Annotated in this window: 18 protein-coding genes; 12 read left to right on the forward strand and 6 right to left on the reverse strand. The window is 46.3% G+C overall.

Annotation, left to right across the window (positions count from 1 at the left end; translation table 11 throughout):
* Nucleotides 1-157: 157 nt before the first annotated feature.
* Nucleotides 158-3,148, forward strand: a complete 2,991-nt coding sequence (locus NIAKO_RS34380) for a TonB-dependent receptor (protein WP_014223116.1) — start codon at nt 158-160, stop codon at nt 3,146-3,148.
* A gap of 77 nt (nt 3,149-3,225) precedes the next feature.
* Here NIAKO_RS34380 and NIAKO_RS34385 read toward each other — a convergent pair whose 3' ends face one another.
* Together NIAKO_RS34385 and NIAKO_RS38885 are read right to left on the reverse strand one after the other, a co-directional pair.
* A complete protein-coding gene (locus tag NIAKO_RS34385) occupies nt 3,226-3,828 on the reverse strand; it encodes a fibronectin type III domain-containing protein (protein ID WP_041347635.1) in 603 nt (200 codons plus the stop codon).
* Between the two features lie 625 nt (nt 3,829-4,453).
* The gene (locus NIAKO_RS38885; RefSeq protein WP_155966950.1) at nt 4,454-4,603 is read right to left on the reverse strand and encodes a hypothetical protein; all 150 of its coding nucleotides are present in this window, start codon (nt 4,601-4,603) and stop codon (nt 4,454-4,456) included.
* Here NIAKO_RS38885 and NIAKO_RS34390 point away from each other — a divergent pair, their 5' ends adjacent.
* Complete coding sequence (locus tag NIAKO_RS34390; protein WP_014223118.1) at nt 4,604-5,803, forward strand: MFS transporter; 1,200 nt, start codon at nt 4,604-4,606, stop codon at nt 5,801-5,803.
* Here NIAKO_RS34390 and NIAKO_RS34395 read toward each other — a convergent pair whose 3' ends face one another.
* The gene (locus tag NIAKO_RS34395) at nt 5,804-6,028 is read right to left on the reverse strand and encodes a hypothetical protein (RefSeq protein WP_014223119.1); all 225 of its coding nucleotides are present in this window, start codon (nt 6,026-6,028) and stop codon (nt 5,804-5,806) included.
* Between the two features lie 55 nt (nt 6,029-6,083).
* Entirely contained in the window at nt 6,084-7,094 is a 1,011-nt protein-coding gene (metX, locus tag NIAKO_RS34400) for a homoserine O-acetyltransferase MetX (protein WP_014223120.1), read from the reverse strand.
* A gap of 70 nt (nt 7,095-7,164) precedes the next feature.
* On the opposite strand from metX, the gene NIAKO_RS34405 reads away from it, so the two are divergent.
* From NIAKO_RS34405 to NIAKO_RS34415, 3 genes are all read left to right on the forward strand, one after another.
* Nucleotides 7,165-7,608 carry an OsmC family protein gene (locus tag NIAKO_RS34405; protein ID WP_014223121.1) on the forward strand — a complete coding sequence of 148 codons (444 nt, stop codon included), beginning with the start codon at nt 7,165-7,167 and terminating at the stop codon, nt 7,606-7,608.
* Nucleotides 7,609-7,786: 178 nt separating this feature from the next.
* Nucleotides 7,787-8,959, forward strand: coding sequence for an O-succinylhomoserine sulfhydrylase (locus tag NIAKO_RS34410; protein ID WP_041347637.1), 1,173 nt, complete (start codon nt 7,787-7,789; stop codon nt 8,957-8,959).
* 196 nt (nt 8,960-9,155) lie between these two features.
* On the forward strand, nt 9,156-9,962 hold the full coding sequence (locus tag NIAKO_RS34415; RefSeq protein ID WP_014223123.1) for a CHAD domain-containing protein: 807 nt from the start codon (nt 9,156-9,158) through the stop codon (nt 9,960-9,962).
* Nucleotides 9,963-10,051: 89 nt separating this feature from the next.
* Here NIAKO_RS34415 and NIAKO_RS34420 read toward each other — a convergent pair whose 3' ends face one another.
* On the reverse strand, nt 10,052-11,338 hold the full coding sequence (locus NIAKO_RS34420) for a UDP-N-acetylmuramoyl-tripeptide--D-alanyl-D-alanine ligase (protein ID WP_014223124.1): 1,287 nt from the start codon (nt 11,336-11,338) through the stop codon (nt 10,052-10,054).
* A 562-nt stretch (nt 11,339-11,900) separates the two neighbouring features.
* A complete protein-coding gene (locus NIAKO_RS34425) occupies nt 11,901-13,484 on the reverse strand; it encodes an SUMF1/EgtB/PvdO family nonheme iron enzyme (RefSeq protein ID WP_014223125.1) in 1,584 nt (527 codons plus the stop codon).
* A 350-nt stretch (nt 13,485-13,834) separates the two neighbouring features.
* Between NIAKO_RS34425 and porU the strand changes: the two genes are divergently transcribed.
* From porU to NIAKO_RS37470, 7 genes are all read left to right on the forward strand, one after another.
* Entirely contained in the window at nt 13,835-17,230 is a 3,396-nt protein-coding gene (gene porU, locus NIAKO_RS34430) for a type IX secretion system sortase PorU (RefSeq protein WP_014223126.1), read from the forward strand.
* Between the two features lie 180 nt (nt 17,231-17,410).
* A complete protein-coding gene (gene porV, locus NIAKO_RS34435; RefSeq protein WP_014223127.1) occupies nt 17,411-18,583 on the forward strand; it encodes a type IX secretion system outer membrane channel protein PorV in 1,173 nt (390 codons plus the stop codon).
* 113 nt (nt 18,584-18,696) lie between these two features.
* A complete protein-coding gene (ispF, locus tag NIAKO_RS34440) occupies nt 18,697-19,173 on the forward strand; it encodes a 2-C-methyl-D-erythritol 2,4-cyclodiphosphate synthase (protein WP_014223128.1) in 477 nt (158 codons plus the stop codon).
* A 138-nt stretch (nt 19,174-19,311) separates the two neighbouring features.
* Nucleotides 19,312-19,755, forward strand: a complete 444-nt coding sequence (gene dut / locus NIAKO_RS34445) for a dUTP diphosphatase (protein ID WP_014223129.1) — start codon at nt 19,312-19,314, stop codon at nt 19,753-19,755.
* 3 nt (nt 19,756-19,758) lie between these two features.
* Nucleotides 19,759-20,580, forward strand: a complete 822-nt coding sequence (lolB1, locus tag NIAKO_RS34450; protein ID WP_014223130.1) for a lipoprotein insertase outer membrane protein LolB1 — start codon at nt 19,759-19,761, stop codon at nt 20,578-20,580.
* Nucleotides 20,581-20,668: 88 nt separating this feature from the next.
* Complete coding sequence (locus NIAKO_RS34455) at nt 20,669-22,084, forward strand: murein hydrolase activator EnvC family protein (protein ID WP_014223131.1); 1,416 nt, start codon at nt 20,669-20,671, stop codon at nt 22,082-22,084.
* A gap of 95 nt (nt 22,085-22,179) precedes the next feature.
* Entirely contained in the window at nt 22,180-23,463 is a 1,284-nt protein-coding gene (locus NIAKO_RS37470; RefSeq protein ID WP_014223132.1) for a murein hydrolase activator EnvC family protein, read from the forward strand.
* Nucleotides 23,464-23,470: the final 7 nt, after the last annotated feature.

Consider the following 23,470-nt stretch of genomic DNA (forward strand, 5'->3'; position numbering starts at 1 on the left):
TTCCGCAGGAAAGATTCTTTTTTGAACATTTAGTCTACTATATTTGTGGGGTGATTGTTTTGCTTCCGTAGCAATTATATAAGCCTGTTGAACCAGGCTTTTTATTACAGCTTAAAGTCTACTAAAATAATAGAGAATTATAATCAAAATGAATGATATGAGAACCGCATTTCTGACAAATAAGCTAAAAACCCTTCCATTTCGATATGGAATAGCATTGTCACTTCTGCTGATAGGCACAATGGCCAATGCACAAACGGTAGCCCTGATCGAAATAGCGGGGCAGGTAATCAATCACGAAAAGAATGAACCCTTATCAGATGTAAGTGTACAAATAAAAGGCTCGGTAACCGGAACTATTACCGACCATACCGGCAGCTTTGTGCTTCGCACTAAACAAAAATTACCCTTTACCCTCGTTTTTACTTCTGTTGGTTATGAGCCGAAGGAGCTGGAAGTAAAAAGCCTCGGCTCCAAATTACAGGTAGCCATGGTAACCCAAACTGTATTGGGAAATGAAGTGGTAGTAACAGCCAGCCGTGTACCGGAAAGTATGCTGAAGTCGCCGGTAGCTATTGAAAAACTGGATATCCGCGCCATAAAAGAAACTCCTGCGCCTAACTTCTACGATGCCCTGGAAAATGTAAAGGGTGTACAAATGACTACCTCCAGCTTAACCTTTAAAGTGCCCAATACGCGCGGCTTTAATATCCCTAACAACTTTCGCTTTATGCAGTTGGTTGATGGGGTAGATATGCAGGCAGCAACCCTGGGTGTTCCGCTCGGTAATGCCATTGGACCTACAGAGTTGGATATTCAAAGCGTGGAAATAACTCCTGGCGCTGCTTCTGCCTTATATGGTATGAATGCGATTAACGGGATGGCGAACCTGCTTACCAAAAATCCGTTTAATAGCCAGGGATTGAGCTTTTATCATAAAACAGGTATTAACCATGTGGATGGTATCGATCATTCGCCCGCGTTTTTGACCGAGTCAGCTATTAGATATGCAAAAGCATTGTTCCATAATAAATTTGCCTTCAAGGTAAACGTAGGGTATATGCAGGGGATAGACTGGCGTTCAAATACCCGCCTCGATCAAAATCCCAATAACCTCAAAAGCGCTAACCCTGGTTTCCCTGCACTCAATGGCGAGAACAATACTGTTTTCGATGGCTGGAATAAATATGGTGACGATGCATTGGCAGGTAGTAATACCTCCTCTGTCAGCGGTCTTACCATCGATGGAAAAACCAATCAAACCCTGCGTGTAGCACGTACCGGTTATTGGGAAACCGACCTGGTGAGCCCCAAAGTAAGTAACCTGAAAGTTGACCTGGCAGCACATTACCGCCTTACCGAAAATGCAGAGTTGTCTTATTCTTACCGTTTTGGACAAATGGATGGTGTATTTCAACGCGGAAACAAGATCCGGCTCGACAATGTAAAGGTGCAGAACCATCACCTGGAGTTGAAAGGAAGTAATTACGTGGTCCGTGCTTATGTGTCGTTGGAAAATACCGGTGACTCTTATAATGTAAAACCACTGGCCGATAACCTTGACCTGGCCAGCGGTGGTTCACAAACCGCCTGGGCTACCAAATATAAGAATGCGCTTACAGAATATGCCGGTAACAACGGCGGACTAACATCAGCTAACCTGGCAGCGGCCAATGCCTATGCGCGGGGTAAAGCAGATGCCGGACGCGTTGAACCAGGTACACCTGAGTTTGATGCATTGAAGAATACGATCATCAAGATCAATAACTGGGATATAAAATCAAGCACCATTCCCGATGCTCCGGCAACCGGGGGGGCTGCTTTGATCCAAAAAAGCCGCATGTACCACACCGAAGCACAGTGGGACCTCTCTAAATACACTAAAGTAGTTGACCTGCTGGTAGGTGGCGATGCACGTATTTATGAAGTGATCCCGGACGGAAATAACTTCGTTGATTTCAGCCGCCCCATTGCAGATAGAAACAAACCGGTAATGGTAGATGGTAAGGTGCCCGATAGCAGTAATTTCGGAAGCAATGTATATTATAAGAAATTCGGTGGCTTTGCCCAGGTTACCAAAACCTTCTTCGACGATAAATTAAAATTATTTGGATCATTACGCTACGATTACAATCCTGAGTTTGATCCTAAAGTAACTCCCCGGTTGGCAGCAGTATACACCGCCAATCAGCGACATAATTTCCGCTTCACATATCAGCAAGGTTACCGCTTTCCGGCCTTGTTTGAAGCATTGTCATACGTAAACAATGGCCGCGTAAAACGCGTGGGCAGCTTGTCCTACATTGACCAGGGATTGGGTTACCTGGAAAACAGTTATACCCAGCAGTCAGTAGTTAACTTTAATGCAGCCGTAGCAGCACAAGGCAATTCAGATGCTGCTGCCCTGGCCAACCGCGATCTGTTGCAATGGGCTAATTTGCCAAAAGCGCGTCCCGAACAGATCACTTCATTTGAAGTAGGTTATAAGAGTGTGTTGTTCAACAATACCCTCGTCATTGATGTGGATGCTTATACCAACAAATATGTTGGCTTCCTGGGACAGGTACAGGTATTTGTGCCAATTGGTGAAACAGTAGGTTCAGATGCAGCCGTGATCGCCATGCTCGATCGTAACCGCGACGCAACAACTGCCAGCGGTGGTAATGCAGCCAGCAAAGGACAGGAGCGTTACCGCGTATACACCAATGCAAAGAACACCTATAACAACTATGGATCTGCATTGGGTGTAACCTGGAACTTCTTTAAGAAATTTACTGCGGGTGGTAATTTGAGTTTCAACCAAATGAAATCAAACAACACCAACGACATCTTTGTAACAGGCTTCAATACCCCAAAATGGTCAACGAATCTGTCGTTTGGCAACCGAGAAATAGCCAAAAACGTTGGATTTAATGTAGTATGGCGTTGGCAGGATGCATTCCTGTGGGAGAGCCCGCTGGTAACCGGAAAAGTTTCTGCTTACCAAACAGTAGATGCACAGGTTACCTACCGCATACCTAAAGCCTATACCAGCATAAAAGCCGGTGGCGCCAATTTACTCAACCACCGTTATATTCAATATGCAGGTGGCCCAACCATCGGTGGCTTGTATTATGTGGCTATAACAATTGATGGGTTATTGAAATAAGAGAAGGAACCATTCAAAATAAAAACAACCCCCGACGTTTCTGTCGGGGGTTCACTATTTAAGATATGTCTGACCTATTACTGTATCGATCTGGAAACAACAGGTGAGTAGGCCTTAAGCCCTTTGCGGCCAACTACAACCACCCGGAACCAATACCGTTTATCGGAATTCAGTCCCTTGAACGTATAAACACCGGTAGAACTGCCTTCACTGGTCCACACCGTATTGGGGCCAGGAGCTTCCGTGGCATATTGGTGTAAGTAAGCTACCCCACCTTTTGCATTTTTAACCCGTGTAATGGCTTCACCAATGGCGCCCAGTTCAACCTCCAGGGTTTCGATAGCAGGTGTGCCAGATTTCTTTTGTGCAGCTTCATCGTCAAAGCCACTGCCTAAGATCAGCGCCCGGTCGTCTTTACTGGTAGCCGTTACATAAGCTGCTACTTCTTCAAGCAATGCCAGTATTTGGGCTTTCCTGTTGTTTTTAATTGCCACCCATTCCTTATCGCGGCTTTTAGCTTTTACCAATGCATCCTCCAATTCAGGAAGCTGTTTTTCCATTTCTGCCAAAGCTGCCGGTGGATTGGGGAATGCGGGATTGCCTTTCATTTTTGCTATAACACGTTTTATAACGGTTACCATTTCGTGTTGAGTTTTAAACACAATTATGCTCTTTTTCATAACTGAAAATTGTAATGTTAAATAATAAAGATTCAAGTGTAGCTACTCCTCAGGCAAACCAATTGTATTGGCCAATAATTTCAACCGGGTAGTATACTGCCGTTGTTGTAAGTCAAAACTAAAGAAGGATGCAAACAAGAAGTGAGTGCTTTGGAATTCGCCAGTAGTTTTTTGGAATTCGCCTGGTTTTTCTGAGAATTCGCAATGGTATAGTCAGTTGATTCAGGGTTTCTGTTCTTTGTACACGTTTAATAGTTATGGAAATTGACATTGTTTGTGTATTATGTACCCGATAAAAATTATACGCGTTATAGATAATCCAGTGAACATGTAGGGTGGTTTGCCTGATAAGCTTCCTCACTTTTTAGAATAAACCTTGCTGTTTTTATAAATAAAACCCTGCTGGTTTTAAAAATATCAATACCTGCTTGAAAAAAGGGCTCATCTTTTTAAAAGAAAAGTCATTCAGTTTAAAAACAAGGGAATCTTTTAAAAAAATCAGATCCTGTTTTTAAAAAAGCCGCGTCGATTTTTTAATCGGAAGAATGGTTTTTTCAATTCAAGTGCCATTCTTTTTAATTGTATGACTATTTGATTTAAAAAGTAGTGTGCCCGATTAAAAACATTAATCATTTAACTTAAAAAGATGTTCCTGTTTTTGAATAAAAAGTTCTTGTTTTTCAAAAAGTTGCTCAGTTTTTTGAAAAACCTGAGCAACTTTTTGAATTGAACCATGTTCCAACTTTCTCCAAAATCTGGCCGTAGCTTTATACATATGCGCCCCAATTCAACCACACACCGGTTGACCGAATTCCTTGGTTTAAAGAGAAGTATTGTATCGCTCTTTTGCCTTACTATTTTGATGCTTACCGGGGAAAAGTTGTGGGACCGGTTCCTGCCCAAATACCTCGAAGGAATTGGGGCAACCACCCTCATCATTGGTGCACTTGGTTTCCTGCAAAATATCCTCAGTGCATTCTGGTCTTTACCGGGTGGCTATCTCGCCGATAGGTTAGGGCACAGAAAATCCTTCCTGCTTTTTAATTGTATGGCAATAGCCGGTTACCTGGTTGCCATCTTCTTTACCAATTGGATAGCGGTGTTTATTGGAATGATCTTCTTTTCAGCATGGAGTGCTATCTCCTTGCCCGCAAGCATGTCGCTTATTGGCAAATCATTGGGGAATTCCAAAACGGCCATGGGCATTTCCATGCATGCCATCATAAGGCGTATACCAATGGCTGTGGGGCCAATAGTGGGAGGAATGTTGATCACCACCTATGGATTGATAAATGGAATAAGAACAGCGTTTATGATCTCGCTTGTTTTCTGTTTGCTGGGGATGGTGTTGCAGTTAATGGTTAAGGATATCGCAGCTACAGCTTATCAGCCAATTCATCCGCTGGCGTTATGGAAACAAATGGATTTCCGGTTAAAGAACCTGTTGGTCTCCGATATCCTGATCCGCTTTTGCGAACAGATCCCTTATGTATTTGTGGTGATCTGGTGTTTGGATGTAATAAAAGTTTCGCCCCAACAATTTGGATGGCTCACCGCCATTGAAATGATAACGGCGGCATTGATCTATATCCCGGTTGCCAGTTTTTCAGATCGCACCGAGCGCAAGCCTTTTGTAGTGATCACGTTTTTCTTTTTTACCATTTTCCCGGTGGTGCTGTTCTTTAGTAAGAGTTTCGTGGCGCTTATCATTGCCTTTATAATTCGTGGGCTGAAAGAGTTTGGCGAACCAACCCGCAAGGCGATCATTCTTGATCTATGTCCGGCAGCGGCAAAGGCGCGTGGGTATGGATTGTATTATTTTGTACGGGATTTTATCGTTTCATTTGCCGCCTTCCTGGGTGGCTTTATCTGGAAGATAGGCCCTGCTTTTAATCTCTTTACTGCCGCGGCGTTTGGCATAGCAGGAACGTTGATCTTTATGTTGTATGGGAAAGGCACTGATGTTAAAAAGTAATCACCAGTGTTTTATGATCGTGGTATCATTCGGCAATCTTATGGTATCTGGTTTAAGCCGAACATTATTGCTTTTGGGTGGCAACTGGTTCGTCATTTTTGCAGAACCTAAGGTGCCATTTGCATTAGTTTGATCGTCGGGGTTGGCGGTAAAATGAATGGGTGTTTTGCAGCAAATCATACAAAGCAAAAACAACCGTGGTATATATGATAATCTGGTTTTCATATGAATAGCTTTTAGGTGATAAGTCTTACTAATCATATGAAAAATCTGTTCCACCCTACCCCAACCACTCCTGCAGCACCTTCCCAATCTTCTGCACTTCTACCATAAATCCGTCATGCCCATACGCACTGTCAATTTCAACCAGCGTACTGTTGGGCAGGTGTTCCTGCATATGAATTTGTTCTGTTAACGGACAAAGAATGTCGCTGCTGATGCCTATAAGCAGGGTGCGTTGTTGAATGCTTTGCAGCACGGTTTCCACATCGCCACCGCGGCCGCGGGCAATCTGGTGGGTATCCAGGGCCTTGGTAAGCATCCAGTAGCTGTAGGCATTAAAACGTTTCACCAGTTTATCGCCCTGGTAATTGATGTAGGAGGCGGCTTTATAATCGTTTAGTTTCTCGGTATCGCTATCGGTTTGTTTCTGCACCATAATGCCGTAATTGCGGTAGGTAAGCATGCCCACGGCGCGGGCCGCCTTCAGTCCTTTTTGGCCGGCTTCGGGGGTATCCTGCTGCCAGGTGCAGTCGGCCTCAATGGCCAGCCGCTGGGTGGCGTGGATGGCGATTCCCCAGGCGCTCTCGGCAGGGGAGGTAGCCAGCAAAAACAGGTTTTTAATCACGTCTTTTTCCAGAATGCTCCATTCCATGGCCTGGTAACCGCCCATGCTGCCACCCATTAACAGGTGAATAGAGTCAATACCCAGCTGCTGCCGCAGTAAAATATGGGCGTTCACCATGTCGCGGATGGTGATCAGCGGAAACTGGTGCAACCAGGGCTTACCGGTTAACGGATTGATACTCAATGGGCCGGTGGTGCCGTAGCAGCTTCCGAGGATGTTGGCGCAAACAATAAAGTGCGTTTCGGGGTTAATTACACAGCCGGTTCCCACCACTCCCTGCCACCAGTCGGCCGCATCGGAGTTGGCGGTCAGTGCATGACATACCCATATTACGTTGTTTTTTTCGGCATTTAACGTCCCATAAGTATGATATGCAATGGTTAATGAAGGCAGTTCCTGCCCGTTTTCGAGTTTGAAAGGTCTGTTGTATTCAAATTGCTTCATTGGCCCCAGGCTAATAATTAAGGGTGCAAAGTAAATGCCTGCATGAATTACATTTGCAAAAATCTTTACCATGATAAAAATTGAATTGGAAAGGGTCGATGGAGATTATGGATTTGAAGCGAAAGACGCTAATGGCCACACCGTGCGCCTGGATACCAGCGTTGAGGGTGGCGGCACCAATTTCGGCGTTCGCCCCATGCAAATGCTGCTGATGGGCCTGGGAGGCTGCAGCGGCATCGATATCGTGAGCATTCTCAAAAAACAGCGCCAGACCATCGAAGGGTTCAGCATGAAAATAGAAGGGGAGCGCGAAGCCGGCAAGGAACCCTCCATCTGGAAAAATGTGACCATCGTATTTGAACTTACCGGAAATATTGATCCCGACAAAGCCAAACGCGCCTGCGAGCTGTCGATGGATAAATATTGCTCTGTAGCCGAAACCCTGCGTCGCGCCGGTGGTGAGCTCAAATGGGAAGTACGGGTAAACCAATTGACAATAGACAATAAGCAATAGGCAATTGGGAGGCCGGCGATAGTACTACCATCATCGTCTGTTGCGTCGCACTCTTGTGCGTTCAAAACGCTATTCATCTGAGTGCCCGAACCCCGAAACTGGTAACCGGTACCTGCAACCTGTAACCTGAAACGGCCATAAACGACCGGTATGGAATAACTTAAAACAATCCAACTCAATAAAGAACATGCATCCAATAAGCAAAGCAATACGCATACAAACCGACCGTACCAACGAAATGGAACATTCTTCCCCCATGTTCTTAACCAGCAGCTTCTGCTTCGATAATGCCGAAGATATGCGGGCTGCTTTTGCCGACGAAACGGATGATAATATTTACAGCCGTTTCAGCAATCCCTCGGTACAGGAATTTATAGATAGAATGGTGGCCCTGGAAGGCGCAGAGGCCGGTTTTGCTACGGCTTCGGGCATGGCTGCCATCTTTGGCTCGTTTATGGCCCTGTTAAAAAGCGGCGATCACCTGCTTAGCTGCAACGCCATTTTCGGCAGCACCCATACCGTAATTACCAAATACCTTCCCAAATTCGGGATTGAATATACCTATGTGCCGGCCGATAAACCGGACGAATGGGAAAAAGCCATCAAGCCCAATACCAAAATGTTTTATATAGAAACGCCTACCAATCCCGGGCTCGAGCTAGTTGACCTGGAAGCCGCTTCGGCAGTTGCCAAAAAACACAACCTGATTTTAAACGTCGACAATTGTTTTGCCACCCCGGTAAACCAGCGTCCTATCGACTTTGGCGCCGACCTGGTTGTGCATTCCGCCACCAAGTGGATCGATGGCCAGGGGCGTGTGCTCGGCGGTGTTATAGTGGGCAAAAAAGCCCTCATTAAAGATATTTACCTGTTTTGCCGCAGCACCGGGCCCGCCTTGTCACCCTTCAATGCCTGGGTACTCAGCAAAAGCCTCGAAACCCTCGATGTGCGCATGGAGCGTCATGGCAACAATGCCCTGCAGCTGGCCAAAGCCCTCGAAGGACATCCGAAGATCAAATATGTGAAGTATCCCTTCCTGTCCAGTCACCCCCAGCACCGCATTGCCCTAAAGCAAATGAAGAACGGCGGTGGGATTGTTTGTTTTGAACTGACTGGTGGTCTGGAAAGTGGCCGTAAGTTCCTGGATAGCCTGAAAATGTTATCGTTAACGGCTAACCTGGGCGATACCAAAAGTATTGCCTCGCACCCCGCCAGTACCACCCACGCCAAACTCACCGAAGGGGAGAGACAGGCCGTTAACATTACCCCGGGCCTCATTCGCATCTCTGTGGGCCTTGAGCATGTTGACGATATCATTAATGACATTCGTCAGGCGTTAGAGAAATGTTAATGGGTACTTGTGACGTAAATCATGTATTTCAATGCCTGTTATCATAGTATAAACCTAAATAGTAGATTAACTTTAGTACTGATTCTTTTTCATAATAAAAAGTTTTAAAAATTGAGCTGGTAACGGGTTGGTTCTCCAACCCGTTTGTTTTTTTATCAACCCCTCAGAAAATCGTAACTTATATAAAATTGGGCGTATGAAGCGAGAGGCGTTGGAACAGGTGGTTGATAAACACATCAGCAACATTGAGAAACACAGCAAAAAGCTGCCGGGAACTTTCGATAAGGAGGATCTTCACGACCTACGTGTTAATTATAAAAAAGTGCGGGCATTTTTACGGTTGCTGCAATTGGAAAAAGATGCCGGCCATTTGCGCATCCCGGATAAGTTGAAGTCATTGTACCATCATGGTGGCAACGTAAGGGACTGGCAGTTATTCCTGGCAGAAATACATGAGACCAGGCTTGCGGAAAAATTACCGGATTGTATGCATCGCTGGCATCGCCAGTTATTTACTTATAAGGAACAAACGGTACATGCTATTGAAACCACTCACTTCAAAAGACTACTACACGGCATTATAAAAGAATTACCCCGTCAGTTGCAGGATGATACCGTCAGGCGTTTCATGCATCAGAAAATAGCAGCCATTCATATTTTACTGCTGGCGGCAGATAATGAAAAAGACCTGCATTCCATTCGCAAACAAATAAAAGATGTGATCTACTGCACCCGCATTTTCAAAAGCGACTGGGGCATACCGTTTCCATTCCGCGGCTGGATGAGTGAAAAGGAACTGAGCACCATGGCTACCCGGCTGGGCAATTTTAACGATCAGTGTCTGGCTATTTCGTTACTGCAGCCCAGTTATATTGATAAATGCACTACCGAAGAACAGCATATTTTACGAAACCTGCAAATGAACTGGCTGCATCAAAAAGAAGCCCGGCAACGGCAGTTACTGTACGACGTGCAGGAGCTGCATATGGAACATGCGTTTTGAATACAGCTACAAGCTACAAGCTACAAGCTGTAAGCTGCAAGCAATACACTGCTGCGCGGAAGCCGCGTCGAAGTACTTTGAACTTTGAACTAAGAACTAAGAACTTTCTCCATCTGCATACTTCTCGATCCTTTAATCAAAAAATACGTATCAGTAAACGATTGTGCTTTAAACCAGGCCGCAGTTTCTGCAGAGTTGGCCATTTTAATAAACGGATGATCGAGTTTCAGAAAGTCGCCACCTACCAGTACTACGGCTTTCCAGGGGTGTTGTTTTATGAGGTTTATAATGCCTTCGTGTTCCTGCAGGCTTTCGGCGCCCAGTTCGGCCATGCCACCCAGCATCAATACCTTGTTATATGCCTGAATGTTGGCAAAGTTCTCGATGGCGGCCCGCATGCTGGTAGGGTTGGCGTTATAGGCATCCAGGATAAATTTATTGCCGTCCTTTTCAATCAGCTGCGAGCGGCTGTTGGAAGGCGTATAATGCTCGATGGCCTTTTTTATTTTTTCATCAGGCACATTAAAATACCTGCCTGCAGTTACGGCCACCAGTACATTGGGCAGGTTATAAGCGCCCACCAGCTGGGTTTGAATAACGGGGATGTGAGCGCCTTTTACAATAGAAACGGTAAGGAAGGGCTCGCTTTGCTGAATGGCGCCCTGTATATCGGTTGTATTGGTAGTGCCATATTTTACCACGGTGGCTATGCCCTTGCTCATGGTTTGCAGGTAATCATAATCCCACATAACGAATACGGTGCCGTTATTAGCCCGCAGGTAATCGTATAACTCACCTTTGCCTTTACGAACGCCCTCTATGCTGCCAAAACCTTCCAGGTGGGCTTTACCGCAGTTGGTGATAATGCCATGCGTGGGCAGGGTATATTCGCAATAGCTGGCTATTTCGCGCAGGTGATTGGCGCCCATTTCAATTACTGCTATCTCGGCATCGTCTTTTACCGATAAAATAGTAAGCGGAATACCAATATGATTATTCAGGTTACCCTGGGTAGTATAGGTTTTATAACCGGCCGAAAGAACCGTATACACCAGTTCCTTGGTAGTGGTTTTACCATTGCTGCCGGTGATGGCAATAAACGGAATATTAAACTGCTGGCGGTGGTGTTTGGCCAGTTGCTGCAGGGCAGTGAGCACATCGTCAACAACAATTATCCGGCTATCGGTACCCGCCAGTGCTGCATCATCAACCACGGCATATGCCGAACCGGCCGCCAGTGCTGCCAATGCAAATTCATTACCGTTAAAGTTGGGTCCTTTTAATGCAAAAAAAAGATCGCCCGTTTTCAGCTTCCGGGTATCGGTTTGTACCGAAGGATATTGCCGGTATATTTTGTAGAGTTGATCAATGGTCATTTTACAAATTTAAGTTAACGGGTTGAAAAGTTAACAGGTTAACAAGTTGACACGTTGACAGGTTAACAAGGAAGTTGATAACGTTGATAGGGTTGACAGAGTTGATAAAGACGAATACAAAATACTGGTAAAAGCCTAAAGGTTAAAGGCTAAAGCCAAACCCCGGAAGTGTATTTGCTTTCGGCTTTTAGCTTTCGGCTTTCTGCCTGCAGCAATACAAAATACTGGTAAAAGCGTAAAGGTTAAAGCCTAAAGCCAAAACCCCGGAAGTGTATTTGCTTTCGGCTTTTAGCTTTCGGCTTTCTGCCTGCAGCAATACAAAATACTGGTAAAAGCCTAAAGGTTAAAGCCTAAAGCCAAAACCCGGAAGTGTATTTGCTTTCGGCTTTTAGCTTTCAGCTTTCTGCCTGCAGCTTATAGCTTGCAGCTTATGGCTTACAGTTTGCAGCTTATGGCCTGCCCCTGTTATCACAACCGCCCCTCCCATAACCAACACCTCACCAAAAACAAAAAGCCCTCCCGACGCGTCGGGAAGGCTCTTTGTAAGAATTTGAAAAACCAATTATCGTTTTCTTGTATTTTGACGTCTTGTAGGGTAACTGATACCGGTTTTACGGCCATTACCTTCAGGGCTACCCAGGCGATCCATTGCGCAACGGAAACCTACAGTAGAAAGACCCTGATCTTCTTCGAGGAAGCGACGTGTACCTGGGCTTAACCAGTATGGACGGTCGTTCCAGCTACCACCTTTAATTACGCGCGATTTATCGCTGATCAAAGTTGTCATGCCATAACCACGGCCGGCAGCTTTGTTCTTATCCATATCCATTTCACCATAACCAACACCAGCTACTATTGAGTCACCATCCAGGTAGTTGATTACATTACCTTTCTGATAGTTACGGCGGTTTTTGCTTTCTTCGTCAGTTACATATACAGTTTTAACGTGACCAAGGCTATCTTTTTCAAACTCGCCATCTTTATTCTTGTAAACATTCTGGAAGTGGTTACCACGGTATGGGGAAACATCATCATTATCCGTGGGTGACAGCGGACGGTAAACGTCGCCAGTCCACTCGCTCACGTTACCAGACATGTTATATAAACCGAATGAGTTGGGGAAGAACGAAGTAACCGGCGCAGTGTATACAGCGCGGTCGTTCAAACCACCGGCCACACCCATGTTATCACCATTACCACGTTTGAAGTTAGCGAGGAAAGTACCTTGCCATGCACCACGGCGGCTATCACGCAAACCGTTTACGTTGTTTGTCCAGGCAAATACCTGTTTGTTGGTAATTAACTCCTCACCACGCTTTCCTTCTTTTTTGCTTGGGTTGGGGTTTTGACCAACCAGACCCATCGCAGCATATTCCCACTCAGCTTCTGTTGGGAGACGGTAGTTCGGTAACAGGATACCGTCTTCAAAAGTTACCTGAGTTCTTGGTGTACCGTTGGGGTTCTTTAAAGGGTTCTTTTTAGAACGAACCTGGTTACCGGGAGTAGGAGTAGTTAAACCAAGCAAATAAGCTTTGGTATTGAACGACTCGGCACCCTGGCCCTGCAGATTTTTCAGGGCTGTTTTATTGATAAAGCCTTTGTCGTATAAAGCTTTTTCGTTTACGCGGTCACTGCGCCATAAACAAAAGTCATGCGCCTGCCTCCAGGTTACACCTACTACAGGATAGTAGTTGTAAGAGGGGTGGCGGAAGTAGTATTCAACCAAAGGCTCGTTGTAAGCCAGCTCACTGCGCCATACCAGGGTATCGGGCAATGCGCCTTCTCTTACGGCTTTATATTCATCACCATCAAAAACCGTGTTTACCCAGTACAAATATTCACGGTAGTGAATGTTTGCAACCTCGGTACGGTCGATGTAAAATGAGTTTACTGTTTTACGGGTAGGAATGTTATTCCAATCGCCCATAACATCTTCTTCTGTGGCGCCCATGGTAAAGGTACCGCCCTGAACAAATACCAGTCCGGGACCAGTACGTTGTTCCTTCTCGCGGGATACCTGGTATCCGCCCATGTTTTTGTCATTGTAGTTCCAACCCGTAACGTCAGATTTCTCTTTCTTGTTGGACTTACAGGCAGTTACCGCGGCTGCGCAGGATAATACGATAAATAGGTTTTTCAAATTCATTTTGATGACTTTTGCCTTTAGTTCAATATGGTTAAACGCTAATGCATTTCAAATATTGTATCCTTTTTTGATTTGCTTTTCCACAAAAACTATAGGGATGGCGAATATACCGGTTTTTAGTAAAACAACCTGTTGCACAAGCGTTTTAGAACAGTTAAAATGCCAAAACCACTACGGGTTTTTATCGGTGTTTTCCACTATATTCAATAATTGAGCCGGGTACGTTGGGTGCAGGATTATTTTTTTCCCCGGTACAAGTTTCCGCCGGGTATCATGGTCCAAAATGAACTATTTTTGGCCAAATGCACGGCAGACCTTTTATCCACCTTATGATGGCGGGCATATTTGTCATGACCTTTCTGTTGGTTATGACTATGCCGGTTCACGCTCAACGTTCATATACGGCCAATTCTGTGTTGGCGATGGGTAATTGGTATAAAATAAGTACAACTTCTCCCGGCATCTACAAAATCGACCTCCCGTTCCTCACCTCCCTTGGCATAAATACGTCCGGACTCACCAGTTCGGGGGTAAAGCTGTATGGAAATGGCGGACAAATGTTGCCCGAAAAACCATTGAACACCGTAGCCGACGACCTGGTGGAAAACGCCATCTGGGTGGAAGATGGCGGCGATGGCCAGCTGAACGGGGCTGATTACATTCTTTTTTATGCCGCTGGTCCGCATGCCTGGACGAAGGACTCCCTCAACAAAACCTTTCACCATCAAAAGAATATATATAGCGATACTTCGTGGTACTACCTGGTTATTGGTCAGAATGGCAAACGGATAACTACCGCTGCTGTCACCGCTGCGCCGAATACTACCGTTACACAGGCCACCCGCAACTGGTTTTATGAATTGGATACGGTGAACCTGCTAAGCAGTGGCCGTCAATGGTATGGGGAAGAATATTCAACCAACGGCGGCAAGGCATTGACGCATACCTATGCGGTAAACATGCCCAATGTGCTGCCCGATGCCGCAACCATCAGGGCTGCAGGGGTGGCCCGCTCCTTCAATACCGATAGCCGTTTTGCGGTTAGTGTTAATAACCAGGCGGCTATGCAAATAAATCTGCCTGCTACCGGTACCGGTTTATACGACGCTTTTGCTACCACTGCCCAGTCATCGGGCACCTTCAGTACCACCCAAACCCCGCTTGCTGTAAAATTCGATTATACCCAGGGCAGCGCCGGCAGCCAGGGCTGGTTAGATTGGGTAGAGATCCTGGCCCGGGTAGACCTGAATATGAACGGCGTGAACCAGCTGCCATTCCGCGACTGGAACAGTGTGGGCCCGGGCAAAGTGAGCAGCTTTATTATTAAAAATGCAACTGCTGCTGTACAGGTGTGGGATGTAACCAATGGGTTGGAACCGGTAAAAATGCAGGGCAGTTTAAACGGGACCGATTGGCGGTTTGTGAATGAAAGCAGCCGCCTGCACGAATACATTGCCTTCACTGCCAATGGCTTCCTAACGCCAGGCGTTGGGGACCGGGTGCCCAATCAGAACCTGCATGGCATAGCCACGCCACAATACATTATTATAACTGCTCCAACCCTGTTAGGCCAGGCCCAGCGGCTGGCGCAGTACCACCAGCAGCGCGATAACCTCAGCAGCCTGGTGGTAACCGTAAACCAGGTATATAATGAGTTTTCTTCCGGTTCGCCCGACCCAACGGCCCTGCGCGATTTTGTAAAAATGTTTTACGACCGTGCCGGCGGCGATTCCACCAAAGCCCCCCGGTACCTGCTGCTTTTCGGCGATGCCTCTTTCGATTACCGCAACCGCATCAGTAACAATACCAACCTGGTGCCCTGCTGGGAAAGCCCCACCGCCCTTGACCCTTTGGCTACCTATACCTCCGACGACTTTTTCGGTTTCCTGGGTGATAATGACGACATCAACGGAACGGCTACCAACCTGCTTGATATAGGCATTGGCAGAATACCGGCGCAAAATGAACGGGAAGCACAGTCCATGGTCGACAAGATCCTGGCTTACAACGACCCCAAAAGCCTGGGCGCCTGGCGCAACGAGTGCACCTTTATTGCCGATGATGAAGACAATAACCTGCACCTGAACGATGCCGAAACCATGACGCAGGCCGTAGCGGGGGTATCGCCCCAGGAAAACATCGATAAAATATACCTGGATGCCTTTCCGCAGGAAAGCAGTTCGGCCGGAAGCCGCTATCCTGCTGTAAACCAGGCCATCAACAATAAGATCTACAGTGGCACCCTGTTATGGAACTATTCAGGCCATGGCAGTTACAGCCGGCTGGCAGAAGAAGTGGTGCTTGATAAGGATATTATCAACACATTCAATAACCCCAATAAACTGCCGCTGTTTATTACCGCCACCTGCGATGTGGCGCCGTACGACAATCCGTTAATAAGCTCAATAGGCGAAAACCTGCTGCTGCGCGATAAAACAGGGGCCATCGCCCTCATGGCCACCACCCGGGTGGTATTTGCCTTCAGTAATAAGGTAATGAATGAGAATTACCTGAAAACAGCTTTTCAGCGCAGGGCCGACAGCAGCTACCGCAGCCTGGGTGAGGCCGTGCGGGATGCCAAAAACTATACTTACAACTTCAGCAGCGATGTGGTGAACAACCGCAAATTCACCTTGCTGGGCGATCCTGCCCTTACGCTGGCGTTTCCTGTATACCAGGTAAAGACCACCGCCATAAACGGTAATGCCGTAAGCAACACGCCCGATACCTTAAAAGCATTATCGGAATATACCATCAGCGGCGCCGTGCAGGACAATGCCGGCAACCCCCTCAATGATTTTAATGGAACCATATACCCCACCATTTTTGATAAGGCAACAACCGTAAACACCCTGGGCAACGATGCAGCGAGTATTCCGGTGCCGGTTCAAATGCAAAAAAATATCCTTTTCAAGGGTAAGGCTACCGTAAGCAATGGCCGGTTCGCCTTTAGTTTTATTGTGCCCAAAGACATCAGTTACCAGTACGGCAATGGCAAGATCAGCTACTATGGCGATAATGGTACAAAGGACGCGAATGGCGTTTTGACAAATATTATTGTTGGCGGTTCAGGAAATGGGGTGGTGGACCCCCTCGGTCCGTCGATAAAAGCGTATTTAAATGACGAGAAGTTTGTTAATGGCAGCATTACCAACGACCGGCCCGTTTTGATCTTAAAATTAGCCGACTCATCCGGTATTAATATACTCGGAACGGGTATTGGTCACGACCTGGTTGCAGTTCTTGATAATGATCAAAAGAACCAATATGTGCTGAATGAATTTTATGAGGCCGACCTGAATAATTTCCGGCAGGGAACGGTGCATTTTCAACTGCCGGCATTGGCGCCAGGGTCGCATACTTTAAGCATAAAAGCCTGGGATGCAGCGAATAACTCAGGGGAGACCACCCTTAATTTCAGGGTGGTAAGCGAGCAGAATTTTGCGTTGGACCACGTATTAAATTATCCTAATCCGTTCACCACGCATACCACTTTCTGGTTCGAGCATAACAGGCCTGGGGAAGAATTACTTATACAAATACAGGTGTATACAGTTACGGGAAAGCTTGTAAAAACAATTCGCAGGACAATATTTTCGCCCGGAACCCGTTCGAGTGACTGTGAATGGAATGGAAGGGATGATTATGGTGATAAAATCGGCAGAGGTGTGTATATTTACCGTTTATGGGTTCAAACCGGAGACGGCAAAGCAGCAGAAAAGCTTGAGAAATTGTTTATCTTGTAATAGTACCCAATTTTTGAATTAACTTATTTTAGCCAATCTATCGACAGGAAATTTTACCCAAATTATTTATTGTATCGCATCAACAGGCTTTATTGCAAAAGCAAGGGTAAACTTTATTCTACCAAACTGCTATTGAGGAGAACGTTGAACGCGGTCTGATACCTTAAAGACAATTCAAAAATGAAACGAAAATTCTTGAAACTAACTGTAGGTGTATTCCTGTCGTTGGGTGTGATTTCTGCAAATGCCCAAACAACTCAGCCTATAAATGTGGTTACAACTGCAGTACCCTTTTTACGCATTTCTCCTGATGCCCGCGCTGGCGGTATGGGCGATCTGGGTGTGGCTACAAGTCCCGATGCCAATGCGCCTTTCTATAACCTGGCAAAGGTTCCTTTTGCACAAAAGAACTTCAGTGTAGGGTTAACATATACGCCCTGGTTAAAAGACCTTGGGTTGAATGATGTGTATTTACTGGCGCTGGCCGGATATTACAAACTCGATGAAGACCAGGCCCTGGCTGGTTCGGTACGTTATTTCAGCCTGGGTAACATTCAGTTTACCGATGCGGCTGGTAACGATTTCGGTTCAGGCCGCCCTCGCGAGTTTGGCGTTGACTTCGGTTATACCCGTAAATTGTCTGATAAAATAGGTTTGGGTGTGGCCCTTCGTTATATCCACTCCAACCTGGCTGGTAATCTGGCGCAAAGCGGTACTACTTATAAACCAGGTAGCACAGTAGCCGGTGACATTACCTTCTTCTATAATGGACAGGATGAAGCGGGTCAGGGCTGGAACTTCGGCGCTACCCTTACCAACCTGGGCGGTAAGATCGGTTATACGAACGATGCAACCCAGAAGGATTATATCCCTGCCAACTTAAGCCTTGGTACTACTTATACAAAGGCGTTCGACGAACAAAACAAAATTACCTTCGGGGTAGACGTACATAAATTACTGGTGCCTACGCCACCAAATTTCAACCAGGATGATACGGCTGTTGCCAACGCGCAGGCCGCCGATTACAGAAGCAAATCAACTGTAAGCAGCTGGTTCAGCTCGTTCAACGATGCGCCAGGCGGGTTTAAAGAAGAGCTGAAAGAGTTCCAGGTATCATTGGGCGCAGAGTATAATTACATGGATCAGTTCTTTTTCCGCGCCGGTTATTTTTATGAAGATAAAACCAAGGGTAACCGTAAATATTTCACCGTTGGTTTAGGCGTTAAATACAATGTGTTTGGTTTGAACTTTTCATACCTCGTGCCTTCCGGCTCGGGCGTGAACCGCAACCCATTGTCAAATACCCTGCGTTTCGGCCTCATCTTCGACCTCGATGACCTCAATGCAGAATAGGCTAATTTGCTAATTGGCCAATGTGCTGATAGAATTGAATATATTTGAGCGTTCCGGCATAGCCGGGACGCTTTTTTTATTAGCATATTATCACATTAGCAAATTAGCACATTATGCGTATTGGTTTTGGTATAGACTTTCATCAATTAGTAGAAGGCAGGGACCTATGGATAGGTGGAGTAAAAATTCCCCATCATAAAGGGGCATTGGGGCATAGCGATGCCGATGTATTGTTGCATGCCATTTGCGATGCCCTGCTGGGCGCCCTGGCCCTGGGCGATATAGGCGTGCATTTCCCCAATACCGATAATACCTGGAAAGACATCGACAGCAAAATTCTGTTACAGAAAAGTTACGATTTGATAAAAGCCCGCAATTACCGGGTAATAAATGTAGATTCATCCATTTGCCTCGAAGCGCCCAAGATCAAGAAATATTCCGATCAAATGCGCAGTGTGATTGCCGGTATCCTGGAAATTACCATAGACGATGTGTCGGTAAAAGCCACTACCACCGAAACCATGGGCTTTGTGGGTAGAGAAGAGGGATTGGTAGCCTATGCTACTGTGCTGCTGCAACCTATTAGCTAATTTGATAATTCGATGATTTGATAATGCTTTAATACCCGGTTTTCCTACAATTCCGAAGCGCACACGCAAGCACTCACAAGAGCCTGTATTCCATTATCACATTACCAAATTATCACATTATCACATTACATTTGCGCCATGCCAAAAGTAAAAGTCAGGATAATTAACCAGTCTACCAATCCGTTGCCCGAATATGCTACGGAAGAAGCAGCCGGTATGGATATACGCGCATTTCTGGAAGCGCCAATTGTCTTAAAACCATTGGAGCGGTTTTTAGTGCCTACCGGTTTGTTCATTGAATTGCCCAGTGGGTACGAAGCACAAATACGCCCCCGCAGCGGCCTGGCTATAAAACAGGGACTCACCTGTTTAAACAGCCCTGGTACCATAGATGCCGATTATCGTGGCGAGGTAAAGATCATTCTGATAAACTTGTCGCAGGAACCACAAACCATCCACCCGGGCGATCGCATTGCCCAAATGGTTGTACACGAAGTAGAGCGTGTAAAATGGAAACCCGTAAAAGAAATTTCGGTAACCAAACGCCACGACGGCGGATTTGGCCATACCGGTAAATCCTAAAGAATGAAATATATTTCCGGCCTCGTTATTATTGTCATCATCATGGCTGCAGCTACCAGTTGCAGATCTACCAAAACGATTCAAACAGCCATTGCCAAAAAAGATACGGCAGTAGTAGTGCCCGTGGTTGACAGCCGCGCCGACTCTATGCACTATATTAGAAAGATCTGGGATACCATCCGCCAGAATGATATTAAATTCAACACTTTCAACGCCAAGATCAAAGTACATTTTGAGCGTAGTGATGGCAAGAATTACGATTTCAACGCCTATGTAAAAATGAAGAAAGACAGCCTGCTGTGGGTGTCGGTAAGATTACCATTGATCGACTTTGAAGCATTCAGGGTAAAGATCACCCCCGATAGCCTCATCATTCTCGACAAAACCCAAAAAACCTACCAGTTACGGTCTGTGCAATCGTTGCAGGAAGTGATCAAGATCCCGCTCACCTTTGCCGATCTGCAAAACCTCCTGATAGGCAATCCCATTTTCCTCGACAGCAATATCAACTCCTATAAAAAAGACGACCGGTACATTTCGCTTATGAGTGTGGGCGCCGTTTTCAAGCACCTGTTAACCGTGAGCAAGGACGATTATACCATTCAGCATAGCAAACTCGACGATGTAGACCCTGTGCGGTCCCGCACTGCCGACATTACCTATGGCGATTACCAGAATAAGAACGGCGTTCAGTTTTCGGCCTACCGCAAAATTACAGTGTCGGAAAAGCAGAAGCTGGATGTATCCATGGAGTATAAACAGTTTGATTTTAACGTTGATTTAAATACTCCGTTCGGTATTCCGAAAAATTATAAACGGAATTAAGCGTTATGTATTAACTTCCATCCAACCCTGTGATTTTCCAACAGAATGACCTGGCCCGAACCTGTTAACACTTAAAAAATCATTCAGTATGCTGAAAATGATGCTTACCTGCTTTTTGACCGTTACGGTTTCGGTTACCCTGCTTGCCCAGCAACAACCGGGGGGTAGCAGTGATGAGCTGAAAAGAAAACAGGCCGACATTCAGCGGGAAATTGATGAGTTGAGAAATACCCTGAAGGATACCAAGAAGAATACCAAGGCTGGTTTATTACAACTTACCATGGTGCAGAAAAAACTGCGTCTGCGCGAACAGGCCATAGGCAACATCAACCAGCAGATAGGTTACATTGAGGGTACCATAGGAAAATCAAAAAATGAGATCGAGCGGTTAAAAGGGGAGTTGGATACGCTGAAAGCCCAATACTCCAAGAACTTGGTATATGCTTACAAAAACCGCAGCAACTACGATTTCCTGAACTTCATCTTCTCCGCTTCCAGTTTTAACGATGCCCTGCGCCGGGTGCAGTATTTGCGGGCTTACCGCCTGTACCGCGAAGAGCAGGCCACCACCATAAAGAACACCCAGGTGCTGTTACACGACAAGATAGCGGGACTGGAATCATCCCGGAAGGAAAAGGACGTGGTGTTACAAAAGCAGGAAAAACAGAAGGAAGAACTGGAAGACGAGAAAAAAGAAAAGAACGAGATCCTGAGCAAACTCAAAGCCCGGGAAAAAGAAATATCTAAAGAGCTGACGGCCAAGCAACGGGCCGACCTGAAACTGAAATCGGCCATTGGCGCCGCCATTGCGCGCGAAATAAAGATCGCCCGCGATAAAGCAATAGCCGAAGCAAAGGCTAAAGAAGAAGCAGATGCCGCAGAAAACGCCCGGAAGAATGCGGCGGCCGAGTCGGCAAGGAAAGCCAGAGAAGCTAAAGAAAAAGAAGACCTGGCGGCCAAAAGAACGACTGAACCTAAAAGCACTCCTGCAGCTACGGCCCCGGTTGCAAAGGCCGAACCTAAGGTAGAGCCTAAAAAAGAACCGGTGAAGAAAGCCGACAGCTACCTGGAATCCACGCCTGAGGGCAGCCGCATAAGCGGAAGCTTTGAAAGCAATAGAGGTCGCTTACCCTGGCCGGTTGAAAAAGGAAATGTAAAGATTCACTTCGGAACCTATTCCATCGAGGGCACCAAGCTGCGTGGAAATAACCCCGGTATTACCCTCGCTACCGAACCCGGCGCCGTGGTAAAAGCGGTGTTTGAAGGCGAGGTATCGCGTATATTCGATATAGATGGTAACTGGAGTGTGCTGGTTCGCCATGGTAAGTATTTTACCGTATACAGTAACCTGTCATCGGTAAGTGTAGCCAAAGACCAGAAAGTGACCAGTGGCCAGATGTTGGGCCGCGCCGCAGCCAATGACGATGGCAATGGGGAGATCGAATTTCTGCTGATGCAGGAAAACAGGAACCTTGATCCTGAAAGTTGGATACGCAGAAGGTAGTTTTTGCGTTATTAATAAGATAAGTACTTATAAGGAACCCCGGCGGGAAGTCGTCGGGGTTTTTATTCTCTGACCCTATTCAATGAAAAAGCCCTATGGTGAAATGGATGGCCACCAGTCTGGCAGCACTGACAATTGCCGTTTCATTGCCGGCTCAGCAGTCCGGCAGAAGCGAAGACTTAAAACATCAGCAAATTGAAATTCAGCGCGAGATAGATCAGCTGAAGAGTTCGCTTACTGATTCAAAGAAGCGAACCAGGGCGGGGATGCGCCAGTTGGAAATGGTGCAGGCAAAACTTCGCCTGCGCGAAAAAGCCATCAGGAACATCAATCAGCAAATAGACATGCTGGAAGGCAACATTGACCGGTCAAGAATGGAGATCGACAGCCTGAATACCCGGCTGGATACAATGAAGGCGCAATACGCCCGCAATACGGTAACTGCCTATAAGCTCAGCACCAATTACGGCTTCCTCAACTTTATACTCTCGGCCCGCTCTTTTAACGAAGCCTATAAAAGACTGCAATATTTCAACGCTTATCATGAATACTGTGAGGACCAGGAGGCAACCATTATAAAAATCCAGAAACTGCTGGCCGGAAAGATCAATGGGTTGGAATGCACCCGCCGGGAAAAAGACCAGGTGGTGAAGGAACAGGTGGTGCAAAAGAAAGAACTGGAAGCAGAGAAGAAGGACAAGAACAATGCAGTAAGGAACTTTAAAACCCGCGAACAGGAGATCAGCCAGGAGCTTACGGTCAAAAAGAAAGCCGACCACGAACTGACCCTGGCCATTCAACATGCTATCTCGGCCGACTTTTACGCCGCTACCGGCGGTGGCCGGAAGACTACCACAAAAAAGAAAACGACCACCACTAAAAAAACAACCAAAAAGAAAACGAAGGTAAAGGTCAAGGTAAAGGAAGAAGAGGACGACGACGTGGTATTATCACCAGAGGCTAAACTCCTGAATGGAAGTTTTAAAAACAATAAAGGCAAATTGCCCTGGCCGGTTGATAACGCGAATATCAAGATCCGTTTCGGGCCCTATAAAATCCCCAACATGGAGGTTATTGGCAACAACCCCGGATTAACCCTGGCCACAGAACCAGGTGCCGAAGTGAAAGCTGTATTTGACGGCGAGATCCTGAGCGTATTCAATGTAGAAGGCAACCGGTCGGTAATGGTGCGCCATGGGCTTTACTTTACCGTTTATGCCAACCTGGCTTCGGTAAACGTAACAAAAGGGCAGAAAATAACCCAGGGACAAATACTGGGTGTGGCTGGCAAAGACGGTGAAGGCAATGGCGAAATTGATTTTATCTTAATGAAAGAAAGGACCAATATCGATCCTGCGCTTTGGATCAAAAAGAAATAACTGATAC

Source organism: Niastella koreensis GR20-10, from assembly GCF_000246855.1.
In the GTDB taxonomy this organism is placed as follows: Bacteria; Bacteroidota; Bacteroidia; order Chitinophagales; family Chitinophagaceae; genus Niastella; species Niastella koreensis.